10 protein-coding genes are annotated in these 17121 nt (G+C 78.5%); 6 read left to right on the forward strand and 4 right to left on the reverse strand.

Annotation, left to right across the window (positions count from 1 at the left end; translation table 11 throughout):
* Positions 1 to 13 precede the first annotated feature (13 nt).
* From ACH01S_RS10310 to ACH01S_RS45155, 3 genes are all read right to left on the reverse strand, one after another.
* Positions 14 to 1084 carry a phosphotriesterase family protein gene (locus ACH01S_RS10310; RefSeq protein WP_067888433.1) on the reverse strand — a complete coding sequence of 357 codons (1071 nt, stop codon included), beginning with the start codon at positions 1082 to 1084 and terminating at the stop codon, positions 14 to 16.
* On the reverse strand, positions 1081 to 2088 hold the full coding sequence (locus ACH01S_RS10315) for a phosphotriesterase family protein (RefSeq protein WP_169809246.1): 1008 nt from the start codon (positions 2086 to 2088) through the stop codon (positions 1081 to 1083). The genes ACH01S_RS10310 and ACH01S_RS10315 overlap by 4 nt, the downstream gene beginning before the upstream one ends.
* 210 nt (positions 2089 to 2298) lie before the next feature.
* Positions 2299 to 3249 carry a helix-turn-helix transcriptional regulator gene (locus ACH01S_RS45155; protein ID WP_067888439.1) on the reverse strand — a complete coding sequence of 317 codons (951 nt, stop codon included), beginning with the start codon at positions 3247 to 3249 and terminating at the stop codon, positions 2299 to 2301.
* A gap of 270 nt (positions 3250 to 3519) precedes the next feature.
* Here ACH01S_RS45155 and lanL point away from each other — a divergent pair, with 270 nt between their 5' ends.
* From lanL to ACH01S_RS10345, 6 genes are all read left to right on the forward strand, one after another.
* On the forward strand, positions 3520 to 6303 hold the full coding sequence (gene lanL, locus ACH01S_RS10325; RefSeq protein ID WP_083980517.1) for a class IV lanthionine synthetase LanL: 2784 nt from the start codon (positions 3520 to 3522) through the stop codon (positions 6301 to 6303).
* On the forward strand, positions 6300 to 8048 hold the full coding sequence (locus ACH01S_RS10330; RefSeq protein WP_067888445.1) for a S9 family peptidase: 1749 nt from the start codon (positions 6300 to 6302) through the stop codon (positions 8046 to 8048). Before lanL ends, ACH01S_RS10330 begins: the two co-directional genes overlap by 4 nt.
* Positions 8049 to 8053: 5 nt before the next feature.
* Complete coding sequence (locus ACH01S_RS43330; protein ID WP_148344641.1) at positions 8054 to 8224, forward strand: listeriolysin S family toxin; 171 nt, start codon at positions 8054 to 8056, stop codon at positions 8222 to 8224.
* 69 nt (positions 8225 to 8293) lie between these two features.
* Complete coding sequence (locus tag ACH01S_RS10335; protein WP_067888448.1) at positions 8294 to 9958, forward strand: ATP-binding cassette domain-containing protein; 1665 nt, start codon at positions 8294 to 8296, stop codon at positions 9956 to 9958.
* The gene (locus ACH01S_RS10340; RefSeq protein WP_067888452.1) at positions 9958 to 11730 is read left to right on the forward strand and encodes an ATP-binding cassette domain-containing protein; all 1773 of its coding nucleotides are present in this window, start codon (positions 9958 to 9960) and stop codon (positions 11728 to 11730) included. Before ACH01S_RS10335 ends, ACH01S_RS10340 begins: the two co-directional genes overlap by 1 nt.
* On the forward strand, positions 11711 to 12313 hold the full coding sequence (locus ACH01S_RS10345; RefSeq protein WP_067888455.1) for a thioredoxin-like domain-containing protein: 603 nt from the start codon (positions 11711 to 11713) through the stop codon (positions 12311 to 12313). The genes ACH01S_RS10340 and ACH01S_RS10345 overlap by 20 nt, the downstream gene beginning before the upstream one ends.
* Positions 12314 to 12325: 12 nt before the next feature.
* Here the strand turns inward: ACH01S_RS10345 and ACH01S_RS10350 are convergent, their stop codons facing one another.
* Positions 12326 to 16987 (reverse strand): cation-translocating P-type ATPase, encoded by a 4662-nt coding sequence (locus tag ACH01S_RS10350; protein WP_218010209.1) that lies wholly within the window; start codon positions 16985 to 16987, stop codon positions 12326 to 12328.
* Positions 16988 to 17121 lie beyond the last annotated feature (134 nt).

Consider the following 17121-nt stretch of genomic DNA (forward strand, 5'->3'; position numbering starts at 1 on the left):
GACGGCGCTCGCGTCACGGGGACGGGGCGGCGAAGGCCAGCGCGCGGGCCGGGTTCTCCACCATGATCATGTGGATGGCCTCGTCGGACACGCCGAGGCGGCGCAGCGCGGGCAGGAAGTGGTCCGGGATGTAGCTGTAGCCCTGCCCGCCGTACCGCTTGAGCTGGATCTTCTGGCAGACGTCGTGGCCGAGCAGGATCTGGCTCGCGTACCCCTCTTCGACCAGGTTCGCGATGCCGCGGGCGACCTTGTGGTCGCCGAGGAGCACGAGATGCCCCCACGGGCTGCCCGGCGAGGCGAGGAAGTCGAACTCGATGAACACGCCCCGCGCGAGGACCCGGCGCGCGTAGGGCAGGTCGACGGCCATCGTCCCGGCGTGGCCGACGACGACGTTGGACGGGGCGACGCCCTCCTCGTCCATGATGTCCAGGACCGTGAACTTCTCCTCGCCGACCCCGCCGACGTGGAACGTGACCGGCGCGCCGGTGATGCGGCTCGCCCGTCCGGACGCCCGCACGCTGGTCAGCTCGGCGGGCGTCAGCGGGTCGGTCTCCGCGCCGACCTCGCCGATGATCCCGGCACGGACGCCGGTGCCGTCCGCGCCCTCCACGATGTCGCGGACGATCACCTCGGCGAGGTCGTCCACGGTGCGCTCGGCCATGCCGGGCGGGTGGAAGGTCGGGGTGTACCAGCCCGCGCCCATCACGACGTTGAGCCCGCTGGCCCGCGCGATCCGCAGCAGCGAGCGGGGGTCGCGGCCGATGCCGAGGCTCGTGACCTCGACGACCGTCCCGCCGCCGGCGCGCTGGAACTCCCGCACCTCCGCGAGCATCTCCTCGAAGTCGGCGAGGACGTCGTTGTCGGCGTTGACCGCGCCGTGCCGGGTCCGGGCGAGGGTGGCGATGCCGAGCGGCTCCAGCGCGCGCGGCTCGCCCTCCCCCGGGCGCAGCGCGTTCGGCGGGCGGCGCAGGTCGAGGAAGAGGTGCTCGTGCATGAGCGTCGGGCCGAGCGCGGCCGGGTCGACCGGGCCGGTGACCGTGAGCGCCTTCCCGGCGAGGTCGGGGATGGTCGGCGGCAGGGTCATCGGTCGTCCCCCGTGATCGTCAGCCAGCGGCGCGGATTCTCCGTCGTGAGCGTGCCGAGCAGGGCGTCGTCCGCGCCGAGGTGGCGCAGGAAGGGGACGAACTGCTCGGCCACGAACCCGTATCCGCCGCCGCCGTAGGACTTCAGGTCGATCTTGCGGGCGACGCGCGGGGACAGCAGCACCCGCCCGGCGTGGCCGCGCCCGGCGAGGTCCATGACGGCGGCGGCGACGTCCTGGTCGTCGGTCTCGCGGTACACGGTCGGGAGCCTGCCGAGCCCGTCGAACTGGACGAACACGCCGCGGGCGGCGAGCCCGGCGAGGGCGTCGGCGTCGGTCGCGAGGCCGTCGCAGTCCCCGACGGCGACGCGGCCGAGGTCGGCTCCGTTCGCGGCGAGCAGGTCGAGGAGCCCGTGCGTGGCGGCCGCCGTCGCGGCGCGCTCGACGAGCACGGGCGCGCCGGTCTCGCGCGCGGCGATGGCCGCGCCCGCGGCCAGGGCGCGGTCGTCGGGACGGTCGAGGTCCAGCGGGTCGAAACCGCCGATGAGACCCGCGCGGACGCCGTCCACGCCGTCGCGGAGGTCGCGGACGATCCCCTCGGCGATGCTGTCGGCGGACGTCCCGGCGATCCCGGGCGTCCGGGCCGTGGAGCGCCCGCCGCAGCCCATGACCACCGCGACCCCGCTCGCCCGCGCGAGGCGGGCCAGCGCCGCGGCCCGGCCCGCGAGGTCGAAGCCGGTCGCCTCGACCACGGCGCCGCCGCCCAGCGCGGCGAAGTCGGCCAGCTCGGGACGGACGGTCTCCTCCGTCAGGCGGCGGTCGTCCCGGTTGCGGAGGCCGAGCGCGAGCGCGCCGAGGGCCTCCATGGTCACCTTCGCGTCGTCGGCGTCGCCGTCGTCGTTCAGGTCGCTGACCAGGTGGACGGACGTGGCGGTGAGCCCGAGGGCGGCGGGGTCGACCTCGCCGGCGACGGTCACGACCCGGCCGGTCGCGGGCGGCGCGCTCATCCGCGGCGCCATCGGTCGTCGGAACCGCTGAACGGGCTGGTCGCCAAGTCGAGTCCTTTCCTCCGCGAGGGCGTCGCCTGCGCGACGGCCCGGCCGTCCGTCCGCCGGACGGCGCCGACGGAGAATGTACCGGTTCGCTGTGATACGCCCGCTTGTGTTTGGCCGCAAGCCTGTTGACGCACCCCGCAGGCCGCGGGCCGCCGCCGGGCGTTAGGCGCGGACCGGGTCGTCGCGCGGCGCGACGAGGACGGCGAGTTCGGCGCGGCCGGAGACGCCGAGTTTGGCGTAGGCGCGGCCCAGGTGGTTGTCGACCGTCCGGACCGAGAGGTTCAGCAGTCCCGCGATGTCCTTGCTGGCCGCTCCCCCGGCCGCCAGCAGCACGATCTCGCGTTCGCGCCGCGACAGTCCCGCGAGCGCCGCGCCGTCCCCGGGCGCGTCGTCCCCGGGCACGGCGCGCGCCCGGCCCGCAGCGTCGTCGCGGCCCTCCAGGAGCCAGGCGGCCCCGGCCCGCACCCGCGTGACGGTCTCGTGCGCGCCGATGAGCAGCTCGGCCAGCATCTGGGGGTTCCCGTCGACCATTCGCGCGATCTCCCTCCGGTGCGCCTCCGCGATGTAGGGGCCGAGGACGTGGGTCAGGATGTCCGTCATCGCGGTAGGTCCGAGCGGGTTCAGGCGCACGCGCGCGGCGAGGCCGTCCTTCCACAGGGCGACGATCCCGTCGGGCGCGTCCTCGTGGTCGCGGACCGTGGCGACCACGCGGACGAGGCCGCGGACGGCCAGCTGGTGCACCACCCCGGCCGATCCGGCGTCCAGCAGATGGGCGTCGTCGACGCCCACGACCAGCGGGCTCCGCCGCGCCCGCGCGGCCGTTCGCCTGACCGCGCCGGACAGCAGCACGAGCGGGTCGCCGCCGGGCGCGGCGCTCACCCCGTCGTCGGGGTCGAGCAGCGGGAGTATCGCCCCGAACGGGATCGACGCGCATTCCCTCGTGGCCGCGAGCCATTCGGTCTCCCGTCCCGCGCGGCGGGCGCGCGCCAGGATCTCGCGCGCCGTCCGCGTCCGGCCGACGCCCGCCGGGCCCGCCAGGACCACGCCGCCGGCCGCCAGCGCGGCCTCGGCGGCGGCGATCTCGTCGGCCCGCCCGACCAGTGGACAGTCCATTCGCACCGCGCCTCCCCGTATTTCCCCTTGATATGGCCTTCCGCGGAGGTATTCGTCCCGGAACGGGGCCCGGATGGACGCGCCGCGACCGGCGGGCGGGCGACCACGCCGTGCCGCGCACGCCATTACACCGAGTAATTCACGCACCGGAATTGAGTAGTAAAAGTACTCACCGCGACTACTCAAGACAATTGCGATCGCAGCGCCCTAGGGTTCCGGTGTGGACGCCGCCGGGGGCGGGATCCGGCTTCCTGGAACGGGGATTTGACAATGACGGGGTTTCTGATCGATCGCGATGTTCCGGCTTTCGACACGGGGCCGGGCGACGGTTCGCCACCCGAGCCGTCCGCGCTGGTGAGCGCCGATTTCGACCGGCTCGCGATGAACGGATGGTCGATCGAGCCGGGCGAATTCTGGACCCATGTGCGGCCCGCCTCATATGCCCGCAGAATTCAGGGATGGAAACTCCACGTCTCCGCGACGATCGTGTCGGCGGCCGAGGTGCTGCGCGTGTGCCTGCCGCCGATCGCGGCGTCCGGGTCGCCGTTCAAATTCGCGGGCACGCTGGCGAACCTGCGGGACCTGAACGACTTCCGGACGCCGCGCGGCAACTCCGGAAAGTTCATCACCGTCTACCCGGCCGACGACGGCGTCCTGCGCGAGCTGGCCGAGCGGCTCCACGAGGCCACTCTCGGGCTCGACGGCCCGGCCGTGCTCTCCGACGTCCCGTTCCGGAAGGGAAGCCTGGTCCACGCCCGCTACGGCGCGTTCGACGGGGTGCGGGCCCTGTCCAACGACGGGAGGTACCGCAACTGCCTCGTCACCCCGGACGGCGGCCTGGTCGAGGACGAGCGCGAGGGCGTGTTCCGCCCGCCGCCCTGGACGGAGCCGCCGTTCGGCGCCGCGCGGCCCTCGCGGCCCTCGCGGCACGGCGGCGGCGGTCCGGTGCTGCTCAGGGACCGGTACCAGGTGGCGTCCGCGATCCGGCACGCGAACAAGGGCGGCGTGTACCGCGCCCTGGACCGGCGCACCGGCGCCGAGGTGATCGTCAAGGAGGCCCGGCCGCACGTGGCGAGCGACGCGCGGGGCCGCCACGCGGGCGACCTCCTGCGGCACGAGGCCCGGGTGCTGCGCCACCTCGCCGGGCTCGGCACCGTGCCGTCCGTCATCGACGAGTTCACCCAGGACGGCCACCGCTTCCTCGTCGAGGAGCTGATCGCGGGCGAGACCCTGCACACCAGGGTCGCCACCGCCCTTGAGGAGGGGACGGCGTGGCCGCCGGGGCCGCTCGTCCGCGACCTGGTCTCCGAGCTGGCGCGGGTGTTGCGGGCCGTGCACGGCGCGGGCGTCGTGGTGCGCGACCTGTCGCCGAACAACGTCCTGATCACCGGGGAGGGACGGCTCCGCCTCATCGACCTGGAACTCGCCGCGCTGAAGGCGCCGTCCACCGGCGGGTGGGAGGTGTTCGGCATCGGCGGCGGGACGCCGGGATTCAGCGCCCCCGAGCAGCGGGACGGCGCGGCCCCCGACTTCTCCGCCGACCTGTTCAGCCTCGGCGCCCTGGCGCTCTTCCTCGCCACGCGGACCGACCCGTCCCTCGCCGACGACCGGCCGGACGGCCAGCCGCTGGAGGACCGCGTCGTCCACCTGCTGACGCCGCCGCTGGCGCCGCCGGGCATCGACCCCGTCACGCACGGCATCGTCACTGGCCTGATGCGGTCGGCGCCCGCGACCCGGATCCCGCTGACGCGCGTCCTGCGGATGGCGTCCGGCCCCGCCGCCGTCTCGCTCGTCCGCCCCGCGACCGTGCCCGAGGCCGTCGGGGACTTCGACTACGACGCGTGGGGTTCGCTGGTCGGCGGGATGCTGGGGCACCTCGCCGCGAACCTGCCCGCCGACCCCGACGCGCGGCCGTGGCCGGAGACCGGGTTCGGGACGGAGGCGGAGCCCTGTACCGTCCAGCACGGCCTCGCCGGAGGGCTGGCCGTGCTGGCGCGCTTCGCCGAGCTCGGCGTCGGCGGAGACGCGGGCGGGCACGTGTCCCGGCTCCTCGACGCGGTCGTGCCCCGCCTCACCCGGCACCTCGGCGCCGCCGAGCACCGGTTGCCGGGCCTGCACTTCGGCTTCGCGGGCACGGCCTGGGCGCTGTTCGACGCCGGGCGGGCCCTCGGCCGCCCCGACCTGTCGGCGCTCGGCCTCGACCTGGCGTCCGGGCTGCCGACCGCCTGGCCGGTGCCGGACGTGACGCACGGCCTGGCGGGGCTCGGCTCCTGCCTGCTCCACCTGGCGCGGGAGACCGGCGACCACGGGCCGCTCGCCGGCGCGGGCCGGTGCGCCGACCGCCTCCTGGAGACGGCGGAGGACACCGGCGGCGCGATCTCGTGGCGGACCCCCGAGTCGTTCGACTCCGAGCTCGCCGGGTACCGCTCGTACGGCTACGCGCACGGCGTGGCCGGGATCGGCGCGTTCCTGCTGGCCGCCGGGCGCGACACCGGCCGCGACGAACTGGTGGCGGCCGCCCTGCGCTGCGGCGAGACCCTGCTCGGCGCGGCGATCCCGATCGGCGGCGCGGCCTACTGGCCGGACCGGATCGGGACGTCCCGCCCGTTCGCCCACTGGTGCAACGGCTCGTCGGGGGTGGGCGGCTTCCTGTGCCGCCTCTACGTCCACACGGGTGATCCGCGGTACCTGGACGCGGCGGTGGCGGCGGGGCGGGCGGTCCTGCGGTCCCGGCGGCGGAGCGGCGCGTCGTACTGCCACGGGCTGGCCGGGGACGGCGACTTCCTGCTCGACCTCGCCGAGGCCGAGGGCGCCGGACGCCACCGGGCCGAGGTGCTCGCGGCGCTGCTGTGGGCGCGCCGGCTGGACCGGGACGGCCGCGCGGTGCTGCCCGACGAGACCGGCCGCGCCGTCACCGGCGGCTACGGCGTCGGGCTCTTCGGCCACCTCGCCTTCCTGCAGCGCCTCCGGTTCGGCGGCCCGCGCCTGTTCCACCTCGAAGCGCGTCCCGCCGCCGCGGGCGGCGCCCAGGCCGGGCCGGAGGACGTGGCATGACCGCGCCGCGCGCCGACGTGTGGACGCGGCCCCGGCACAACCTCCGCCTCACCCCCGACGGCGGATGGGCCGCCGCCCTGTGCCGGTACGACGACGGGTCCGCGCCCCGGGTCGAGATCTGGCGGCGGCGCGGGGACGGCTGGTCGGTCACGCCCACCGGGGCGTCCGCCGCGGTGACCGACCAGCTCCTCCCCCTCCCCGGCGGGCGCGTCCTGGTCCGCTGCGGCGACGGCACCCGGCGGATCCGGCTCGTCGGCCCGGACTCGGCCGCGACGGTGGCGCGGACGGCCGAGCCGGCGGTCCGGCTGCTGCCCGCGCCGCCCGGCGACCCGGGCACCCGCTGCGTGCTGGCCGCCCACGACGGGGGCGCGACCCGGCTGTACCGGCTGACGGCGGCGGACCGGCTCGTCCGCTGCCCGGGCGAGCTGCCCGGCCGCACCGAGGACGGCGTGTGGCTCGGCGCGCGGCGGCTGGCGCTCACCCTGTTCCGCTCCGGCGGCGCCGCGACCGTCGTCGCCGACCTCGCCACGGGCCGGACGCGCCCGCTCCTCGACGTCGGCCCGACCACGATCGACCGCGCCGAACTGTACTCGCCCGCGTCCACGGCGCTGGTCGTCCGGACGGACGCGGGCGGCGCCGACCGGATCGGGTTCGCCCGCCTCGGCGCGGACGAGGCGTTCTGGTTCCCCGCCGAGACGTCGTCCGACCGGGGGCTCCGGCCGCTGGCCCTGGCCCCGGACGGGCGGCGGCTGCTCATGCACGAGCAGCGCGGCGTCCGCTCCGAGCTGGCGGTCTACGACATCGCGGGCCGCGTCCGGGAGCCGCTGCCGACGCCGCCGGGCGCGCAGCGCGGCCCTGCCGCCTGGACGGACGAGGGCATCGTCACCCCGTGGTCCGCGCCGACCGCGCCGACCGCGATGCTCCGGCTGCGTCCCGGCCACCCGCCGCCCGCGCCCGCCCCCGTGCCCGGCCTCAGCCCCGCCCGCGTGGTGACGGTCGAGGGCGCGGCGGGCCCCCTGGAGGCGATCGCGTACGGCGGGGACGGCTGGCTCCACGCCCCGGCCCTCGTCGTCGCGCTGCACGGCGGGCCACTGTCGGCCTGGCGGTACGAGTTCCACCCGCTGCTCTCCGCGCTCGCCGCGGGCGGCGTCGGCGTGCTCGCGGTGAACCAGCGCGGCGGCACCGGCTACGGCGCCGAGCACGTCCGGCCGATCCGCGGCGGGTGGGGCGGGGCCGACCTGGACGACGTCACCGCCGTCCTGCGCGGCCTGCGCGAACGGCGCGGCGACGGGGGCCCCGCGGCCGTGCTCGGGCACAGCTACGGCGCGTTCCTCGCGCTGCTCGCCGCCTGCGCGGCCCCCGATGAGGTGAGCGGGTGCGTCGCGATCGCGCCGTTCCGGTCGGCCGCCGCGCTGCACGCCGCGGGCCCCGGCCCGGTCCGCGACCTCGTCCGCCGCCTGGACGGGCTGCGGGTGCCCGCCGGGCCGCTCGGGCCGCGCGACGTCCCGGCGCTCGCGGGCCGGGCCACGGCGCCGGTCCTGCTCGTCCACGGCGCGCTGGACGAGGTGGTCCCGGTCCGGGAGAGCCGGGCCCTGTACGCGAGGTTCCTCGCCCTCGGGCGCCGCCCGGGGACGGACGTGACGTACGTCGAGGTCGCGGACGGCGGGCACGACCCGCTGTCCGGCGGGGAGGCCGGGCGGGTGACGGCCGCCGTCCGCGACTTCCTGAGCGCCGAGAGGAGGTGAAACGAATGTCGATGAGCATCGAGGACCTTCAGTCGCTGCCCGAGGAGCAGCCGAGCCTGCTCCACGGGGACGCGGACCTGGCGTGCTGCACCTACACCTGCGGCACCCAGAGCTGCGGCGCCACCTGCAGCCCCGGTAAGACGATCGGCCCGCGCACCAGCACGGGGCTCTACTGATCCATGACCGCGCCCGGGGCGGGCCGCACGCCCGCCCCGGGCGCACCCCTTCGAGGAGGAAGGCGAACCGTGACCGTCGCAGAGGTGGTCCGCCGCGACCTGACGCGCGGCAACCCGGGACTCGCCGCGCTCGTCGCCGTCGCGGGCGGGACGGCCATCGGGTGCCGGCTCGCCGCGCCCGCCGCGCTCGCCGCCGTGGTCGGGGCGCTGCCCGGCCGGGCCCCGGTCGCGGCGCCGCTGACCGTCCTCGCGGCCGTCCTGCTCGGCGGGCTCGCGGCGACGGCGGCGGCCGACCAGGGCGCGGCGGCGCTGGCGGCGGCCGTCACGCGGCGGCACCGGACGGCGCTGCTGCGGCACGCGCTCCGGATGTCCCCCCGGGACGCCCGGTTCGGCGACGGCGAGCTGCTCACCCGCTTCTCCACCGACGCGGTCGCGCCCGGCGACCTGCTCGCCTCCGCCGTCTCGGTGGCGCTCGGGGGCTGCGCGGGCGTCGGCGCGCTGGTCGCGCTCGCGTCCGTCCGGTGGTGGCTCGCCGCGCTGGTCGTCGCGGAGCTGGCGGCGGCGTTCGGGGTCGTGCGGGGCTTCGTCCGGCGGGCGGCGCGGGCGGAGCGCCGCTACCAGGCGGCGCGCGGGGACCTCGCCGGACGCGTCGTCGACGCGCACCGGGGAGCCCGGACGATCCGCGCGTGCGGCACCCGGGACCAGGAGCGGCGGCGGATCCTCGTCCCGCTCGCGGAACTGCGCTCGGCGGGCCGGGCGAGCTGGGCGGCGCAGCGGCAGGTGACCTGGCGGATGGGGCTGATCGTCCCGCTCCAGCAGGCCGTGCTGCTGGCCGTCCTCGGGTTCGGGCTGCTGACCTGGCGGCTCGACCTCGGCGAGGTGGTGGCCGCGCTGGCCTACGCGCGGCTGGCGCTCGGGCTGCTCGACCACACCGACGAACTGGTGGACATGGCGCGGCTCGGCGCGGGCGTCCGGCGGCTCGCCGAGGTGCTCGACCGGCCCGCGCCCGGACCGGCGGCCGATCCGCCGCGCCCGCCGCCGCCCGGCGGGCCCGGCGAGATCCGCTTCGAGGACGTCCTCGGCGGCGTGAGCCTCACCGTCCCGGCCGGGCGGCACGTCGCGGTCGTCGGACGGTCGGGCGCCGGGAAGTCGCTGCTGGTCGCGATGGTCGGCAGGCTCGCCGAACCGGGGCGGGGCCGCGTCCTGCTGGACGGCGTGGACGTCCGCGACGCCGACCCGCCCGCCCTGCGCCGCGAGGTCGTGTACGCGTTCGCGGTCCCGGAGCTGTTCGGCCCGACCGTCCGCGCGGCGATCACCGCCGGGCTCCCGGAGGGTGCGCCCGGCCGGGCGGAGGAGGCGGCGCGGCTCGCGCGGGCCGACGGATTCGTCCGGCGGCTGCCCGCCGGATACGACACGCCGCCGGGCCGGGCTCCGCTGTCCGGCGGCGAGCTGCAACGGCTCGGCCTGGCCCGGGCGCTGGCCCGGCCGGGGCGGGTCCTCGTCCTGGACGACGCCACCAGCAGCCTCGACACCGCGACGGAGGCGGAGGTCGTGCTCGCCGTCCGCGCCGCCTGGCGCGGCCGGACGGCCCTCGTCGTCGCGCACCGTCCCGCCCTGGCCGGGGCCGCCGACCTCGTCGCCTGGCTGGACGGCGGCCGCCTGCGCGCCCTCCGCCCGCACGCCGAGCAGTGGCGGGACCCCGAATACCGAGCCATCTTCCAGGGGGACTCGTGATGACCGGACGCGCCGACGCCTCCCAGCGGGCGGTGATCCGGGCCGGGTGGCGGCAGCTCGCGGCGCGCGCCCGGCCGTACCGGCGGGAGCTGCTCGCGGTGGCGGGCCTGTCCGTGCTGCTCGCGGCGCCGACCGCCGTGTCCGGGCGGCTCATCGCGCACGCGCTCGACGACGGGTTCCTCGTCCGGCGGCCCGCGACCGGGCTGTTCTGGCTCGGCGTGCTCGCCGAGGCCGGGCTCGTGTCGGCGGTGCTCGGCGCGGCCCTGTTCCGGCCGCTCACCCGGTTCGTGGACCCGTTCCGCGACCGGCTGATCGACGAGGCGGTCGCGGCCGGGCTGGACCGCGCCCTCGCCCGGGACGCCCCCTCGCCCGGCGGCGACACGCTCCAGGCCACCGAGTGGGTGGAGACGATCAGGCAGCTCCTCGCGTCCGTCCTGCGGAACCTGCACATGACGGTGTCCGTCGCGGTCGGCGCGCTGCTCGGGCTCGCCGCGCTGGAGCCCGTCGCCGCCGCCGTCGTCGCGCCGTGCCTGCTGGCGTCGCTGGCCGCGAACTGGGCGCTGCTGCGCCGGGCCGTCGAGCGGCAGCGGCGGAACATCGACGTCGAGGAGGCCCTCGCCGACGAGGTCGCGGCGGTGTTCCGGGCCCGCCGCGACGTCATCGCCTGCGCCGCCGAGGACGCCGTGCGCCGCGACGTCGCCCGCGGCATCGGCGCGGCCCGCGACGCGCGGGTGGCCGCCGCGCGGATCGGCGTGCTGCGGTCCCTGACCACCGGGCTCGGCGCCGAGGCGTCCCTGCTGCTGCTCCTCGCGCTGGCGCCGTGGCTCATCGCCGCCGGGCGGCTGTCCGGCGGGGAGATCGTCGGCGCCGCCTTCTACGTCGCGCTCAGCCTCGGACCGGCGCTGAGCTTCCTCGTCCTCGGCGGGACCGGCTGGTTCGTCGGGCTGCTCGGGCTGCTCGGCAGGCTGGACGAGGCGCTCCCCCGCGGCCCGGCGGCGGCGGTCGCGGCGCCGTCCGCGCCGCCGCTCGGGCCGCGTCCCGCGCTCGCGGCCGACGACCTGACCTTCGCCTACTCGGCCTCGGCCGACCCCGTCCTCGCCGGGGTGAGCGTCCGGATCCCGTTCGGCGCGCACGTCGCGGTCGTCGGCCCGAGCGGGTCGGGCAAGTCGACGCTGGCGTCGCTGCTGTGCGGGCTGCGCGCCCCGGACCGGGGACGGGTGAGCGTCGCGGGCCGCGACCTCGGCGACCTGCCGCCCGCGCTGCGCCACCGGACGGTCTCGCTGATCCCGCAGGAGGCGTACGTCTTCGCGGGCACGCTGCGCGAGAACCTCGGGTACCTCCTCCCCGGCGCGAGCAACGCGGCGCTGCTGGACGCGGCGGACGCGTTCGGGCTCCGTCCCGTCCTCGACCGGCTCGGCGGGCTGGACGCCGCGCTCCCGCCCGGCGGCGCGGGCCTGTCCGCCGGGGAGCGGCAGCTCGTCGCGCTCGCCCGCACCTACCTCGCGGGCGCGCCGATCGCGGTCCTGGACGAGGCCGCCTGCCATCTCGACCCGGCCGCCGAGCGCGCCGCCGAGGCGGTGTTCGCCCGGCGCGGCGGGACGCTGATCGTGATCGCGCACCGGATCGGCAGCGCCGTCCGCGCGGACCGCGTCCTGCTCGTGGACGGCGGCCGGATCGCCGAGGGCACCCACGAGGAGCTGCTCAGGACCAGCCCCCGCTACCGGGAGCTGGCCGGGCACTGGAAGGAGGACCATGCCGAGGCGCCCGCCTAGACCCCGCCGCCCCCTCAGGCTCGCGGTCATCGTCGCCGGGGCCGCGAGCATCGTCGCGGGGAACGTCGTCGCGTACCGGCACGTGTCGCTCGCGTCCGAGCCCCGCATCCCGGGCGTGCGGCGGTACTCCGGGCTGGCCCGGACGCACACGACCCGTCCGGTCGTCTATCCGCAGACGCCGCCGGTGGGCGGGCCGCACGCGCCGTCGCCGCTCAACTGCGGCGTCTACGTCCGGCCGGTGCCGGTGGAGAACGCCGTGCACTCGATGGAGCACGGCGCGGTCTGGGTGACCTACCGTCCGGACCTGCCCGCCGGCCAGGTGCGGACGCTGCGCGACCTCGTCCGGGGGAAGAGCTTCCTGCTGCTCAGCCCGTACCCGGGCCTGCCCGCGCCGGTGGTGGCGAGCGCCTGGGGACGGCAGCTCCGCCTCCCCGCCGCGTCCGACTCCCGGCTGGCCGGGTTCGTCGACGCCTACCGGCGCGGCCCGCAGACCCCCGAACGCGGCGCGCCCTGCTCGGGCGGCGTCGGCTCGCCGCTGTGGGCCGACCGGACGCCGCCGCGCGGCGGCCACGGCCACCGCTGACGAGCGGGCGGGTCAGGCCGTCCCGTCCGGGCCCGGCTTGAGGAAGCGGGGCGCGAGCGCGGCGGCGAGGGTGGCCGCGGCGGCGGACGCGGTGACGATCGTCCAGGCGCCGGGGCCGAGCGGGACGCAGCCGAAGAACTGGCTGACGCCCGGCGTCTCGACCAGCGCGAACAGGGCGGCGGCCGAGACCGCGCAGGTCGCGAGGACGAGCGGGCTGCGCCACCGGCCGACGAGCGTCTGCCCGAGCTGCGCGCCGACCAGCGCGGCGAGCCCCATCGTGGACGCCCGGCGGCGGCCGCCGGGGACGAGCCCGGTCAGCCGTCCGGCCAGCCAGGACGCGAGCGCGGCCGCCGCCGTGGCGGTGCCGCGCACGGCGAGCGCGCGGCGCATGTCCCGGCCGGTGAAGCCGCGCAGCGGGGCGCCGCCGAGCGGCGCGTCGCCGCCCGGGCCGGTCCGGGGGGTGTGGGGGGTCGTCCCCCCACACGAAACCCGGCCGGTCCCCGCCGGGCGCCCGGCGGGGGTGATCGCGACGGCGAGCGCCGGGAGCATGTCGGTGAGCATGTTCACCACGAGGAGCTGCCGGGTGCTGAGCGGCGCGTCGCCGCCGAGGGCCGTCCCGAGGACGGTGAAGGCGACCTCCCCCGCGTTGCCGCCGACGAGGATCGCGGCGGCGTCGCGGACGCTGTGCCACAGCGCGCGGCCCTCGCGCAGGGCGTCCAGGATGAGGGCGGTGTCGGGGGCGGTGAGGACGAGGTCGGCCGCGCTGCGGGCCGCGCCGGAGCCGCGCCCGGCGACCGCGATGCCGACGTCGGCGCGGCGGATCGCGGCGGCGTCGTTGACCCCGTCGCCGGTCATCGCGACGACCCGTCCCGACCGGCGCAGGTCCTTCACGATGCGGACCTTCTGCGCGGGCGACACCCGCGCGAACACCCCGGCCCGCTGGACGGCCCGCAGCCGCTCCGCGCCCGGCAGCGCGTCGAGCTCCGCGCCGGTGACGACCCGGTCGGCGTCCGGGATGCCGAGCTCGGCGGCGACGGCGGCGGCGGTCGCCGGATGGTCCCCGGTGATCATGGTGGTGCGCACCCCGGCGCCGTGCAGCCGCCGCACCGCCTCCTCGGCGGTCGGGCGCGGGGTGTCGGCGATGCCGACGAAGCCGAGCAGGGTGAGGTCGCGGACGTGGTCGGCGACCCCGCCGTCCAACAGGTCGGGACGAGCGACCGGACGCTCGGCGACCGCGAGGACCCGCAGCCCCTCCCTCGCGAGGCGCCGCACCGTCGCGGCGGCGGCGCGCCGCCGGTCGGCGGTGAACGCCTCGGCGCGGCGGGCGGACCGCCGGACGCGCGCGCACCGGGCGAGCAGCACCTCGGGCGCGCCCTTGACGGCGATGACGGTCCGCCGCCCGTCCCGGCCGAGGGAGGCGGAGTAGCCGCGGGTGGCCTCGAAGGGCAGCTCCTCGTCCAGGATCCAGCGGTCGTCCGGCAGGTCGGCGGCTCGGTCGAGCACGGCGCGGTCGGTGGCGTGCGGGGCCCGGCCGCGCTGCGGCGGCGGGCAGGCCCGCGCCGCGACCCGCAGGAGGCGCCGCCCCTCCGCGCCGGTGAGCGGCAGGGACCGTCCCTCCGAGGGCGCGGGGCCGGCGGCGCGGACGAGGCGCAGCCTGCCCTCGGTGAGGGTGCCGGTCTTGTCGAAGCACAGCGTGTCGACGCGGCCGAGCGCTTCGAGGGCGCGGGTGGAGCGGACGAGCACGCCGAGCCCGGACAGCCGCCGCGCCGCCGCGAGCTGCGACACCGTCGCGACCAGCGGCAGCCCCTCCGGGACGGCGGCCACCGCGACCGCGACGCCGGAGCCGAGCGCGTGCCGCAGCGGCAGCCCGCGCAGCGTGCCGAGCACGGTGACGGCCGCGCCGCCGAGCACGGTCGCGGGCAGCGCCTGGTGGGTGAGCTCCGCGAGCCGCGCCTGCATGCTTGACGGGGCGTCCCCCGCCCCGGCGAGGGCGGCGGCGCGGCCGGACTCGGTGGCCTCGGCGGTGGCGACGACGAGCGCGACCGCCTCGCCCGCGACGACCGTGGTCCCCTCGTAGACCATGCAGTGCCGGTCGGCCGGGTCGGCGCCGGGCGACGGCTCGACGCTCTTGTCGACGGGGACCGACTCGCCGGTGAGGGTCGCCTCGTCCAGCTCCAGCGACTCGGCCCAGAGCAGCCGGGCGTCGGCGGGCACGACGTCCTCCGAGCGCAGCAGGATCACGTCGCCCGGACGCAGCCGCCCCGCCGCCACCCGGTCGGCCGGGGCGCGCCTCAGCCGCTCGAACCCGCCGGTCGGCGGCGGGGCCGCGCGCAGCCGCCGGGCGCGGACCTGCTGGCCGAGCAGCAGCTCCCCGAGCGCCTTCTCCGCGCGCATGCGCTGCGCGCCGCCGATGAGCGCGTTGCCCGCCATGACGCCGGTGACGAGCAGGGCGTCCACGCTGGAGCCGACCACGGCGGACGCCGCCGCGCCGAGCGCGAGGACGGGCGTCAGCGGGTCGTCCAGCTCCTGCCGGACGGCGGCGGCGAGCCGCGCGCCCGCGCCCGCCGGGCGGAGCACCGTCCGGTCCAGCAGCGGGACGTCCCGCAGCCGCGCCCACGGCGGCGGTCCCGGTTCCCGCGTCTCCTCGGCGGTCGTGCCGGACAGCCGCCGGACGGCCTCCTCGGCGGTGAGCGCGTGCCAGGCGTCCCGGACGACCGGCGGCGGCAGCGGGCGGTGCCGCAGCCGCCGCGCCGCGACCGCGTTCGCCGCCATCGCGGTCAGCGACGCCGCGTACACCGGCGGGACGTCCCGCCACGACAGGGCGGCCCGGCCGAGCGGCGGCACGGCCCGGCGGGGCGGGCGGCCCGCGATCAGCAGCGCGCCGAGCGCCGACGCGCTGAGCGACAGCTTCGCCGCCCGGTCGCTGGCCCGCCGCGCCGGGCGGACCGCCGTCAGCAGCCGCCACGCCTCGCCGAGCCCCGGCCCGCAGGCGAGGTCGGCGCACCAGTCGGCGAGTCCCTCCCCGCGCAGCACGGCGACGCCGACGTCGGCCGCGCCGAGCGAGCCGTCCCGCCCGGCCGAGACGGCGAGGACGACGTGCCCGTCGCGCTGCAGCGCCCGCACCGAGCCCGCCGCCTCGGCCGCGTCCACCGGCGAGTCGTCGCCCCAGGCCACCAGCTCGCGGGTACTGGCGTGCTCGGTGAGGACGACCACGTCCGCCGCGTGGTGCGCCGCCGCCAGCAGCGCCTCGGCCAGCGGGTCGAGCGCGCAGCCGACGCGGACGCGGCCGTGCCGGGCGCCGTGCCCGTCGATCAGGTCGAGGGTCGTGCCCGCCGGGTCGGCGGGCGCGCCGGACGGGGCGTCCGCCGCCCGGACCAGCCGCCAGCGGCCGCCGCCCTCCCACGGCCCGGGCCCGGCCAGGTCGCCGGGGTCGCGCCCGGCGAGGACCGCTCCGGCCGCGCGCCACACCCCGCCGTCGTCCAGCGCGTCGCCGACGGCGACCGCCGAGAGGAGCCGCAGGTCCGCGCCGCACAGGGCGGCGGAGTCGATGACCACGGCGGTGACGCGGTCGAGGCGGCGCAGCGCGGACGGGTCCAGCACGACCGTCCCGCGGGCCGCGAGGTCGTGCCCGAGCACGGCGGCGAACGCCTCCCGGCCGTGCCGCGCCGCCTTCGGCACGGTCGCCAGCAGCAGTTCGGCGGCGGCGCGGACGTCGCGCGTCCCGGCGAGGACGCCCGCGCCGCCGAGCAGGTCGCCGAGCGCGGTCCGGCCGCCGGCCCGCTCGACCGGGCCGTCCGGCAGCGGGCACGGGCGCCGCAGGCGGGGGCCGCGGTCGGCGGGCAGCCCGCCCGGCCGCGCGAGGTCCGGCTCGCGGCGCCGCCACGCGGCGCGGCGCGCCCCGATCTCGTAGCGCCGCAGGACGCGGTGCGCGGCGTCGGCGGCGAGCGGCGCCACGCCCTGCCCGCCGCCCTGGGCGACCGCGTTCGCGACCCCGAGCAGGACGTCGGCGCGCACCGTGCCGAGCCGCCGCTCGACGGCGGTCCGGACGCGCGGCAGCGCCTCCGCCGCCGACACGGCGGCGCGCACCGGGCTCGGCACCGGCGGCAGCGCCAGCACCCTGCCCGCCACCGCGACGGCGGCGCCCGCGCAGTCCGCGACCAGGGCGGACGTGGCGGCGGCCCACTCCATGTCGTCGTCGGGCGGGCGGGAGTGCGCGCTCTCGTCGAAGGGGGCCGCGCCGTGGGCGTCCTCGACGGCCTGGACGGCCGCGACCAGCGCGTCCACGCCGACGTCGCCCTCCGCGTAGGAGACGAGCACGTTGCCGGTGACGGCGTTGACCTCGGCCCAGTCGACGCCGTCCAGGCGGCGCAGGGCCCGCGTCAGAGCGTGGACGTAGCGGCGGTGCCGCGTCCCGCTGCCCGCGAGGCCGTTGACCTGGATGTGCGCGCGCCCGCCGTGCGCCCACACGCGCCGCCGGGGGCCGCCCGCGGCGAGGTCGGCGAGCATCCGGACGGCGCGGCGCGGGCGCCGGGCCACCGGTGCGCGCGCCGCGGACGCCGCGCCCCGCGCGGCCAGCCGCAGCGCCACGTCCCCGGCCGTGACCGGGACGCTCAGCCCCTTGGTCAACCCCTTGACCAGCGCCGTCGCGGCCAGCGACGCCCCCGGAACCGCCACCCGCCCGTTCCTCCCGTCCACGGCGGCCGCGCGCTCACCGGCCGCCGACGAACGCCGGGTACCCGGGGCCCGCCCGCCCAAACTCCGGCCCGCCGACGCCGGCGGCGCCGCGGGCGGGTGGCGCGCGGCCTCCC

The sequence above is a fragment of the Actinomadura chibensis NBRC 106107 genome, from assembly GCF_001552135.1.
Classification (GTDB): Bacteria; Actinomycetota; Actinomycetes; order Streptosporangiales; family Streptosporangiaceae; genus Spirillospora; species Spirillospora chibensis.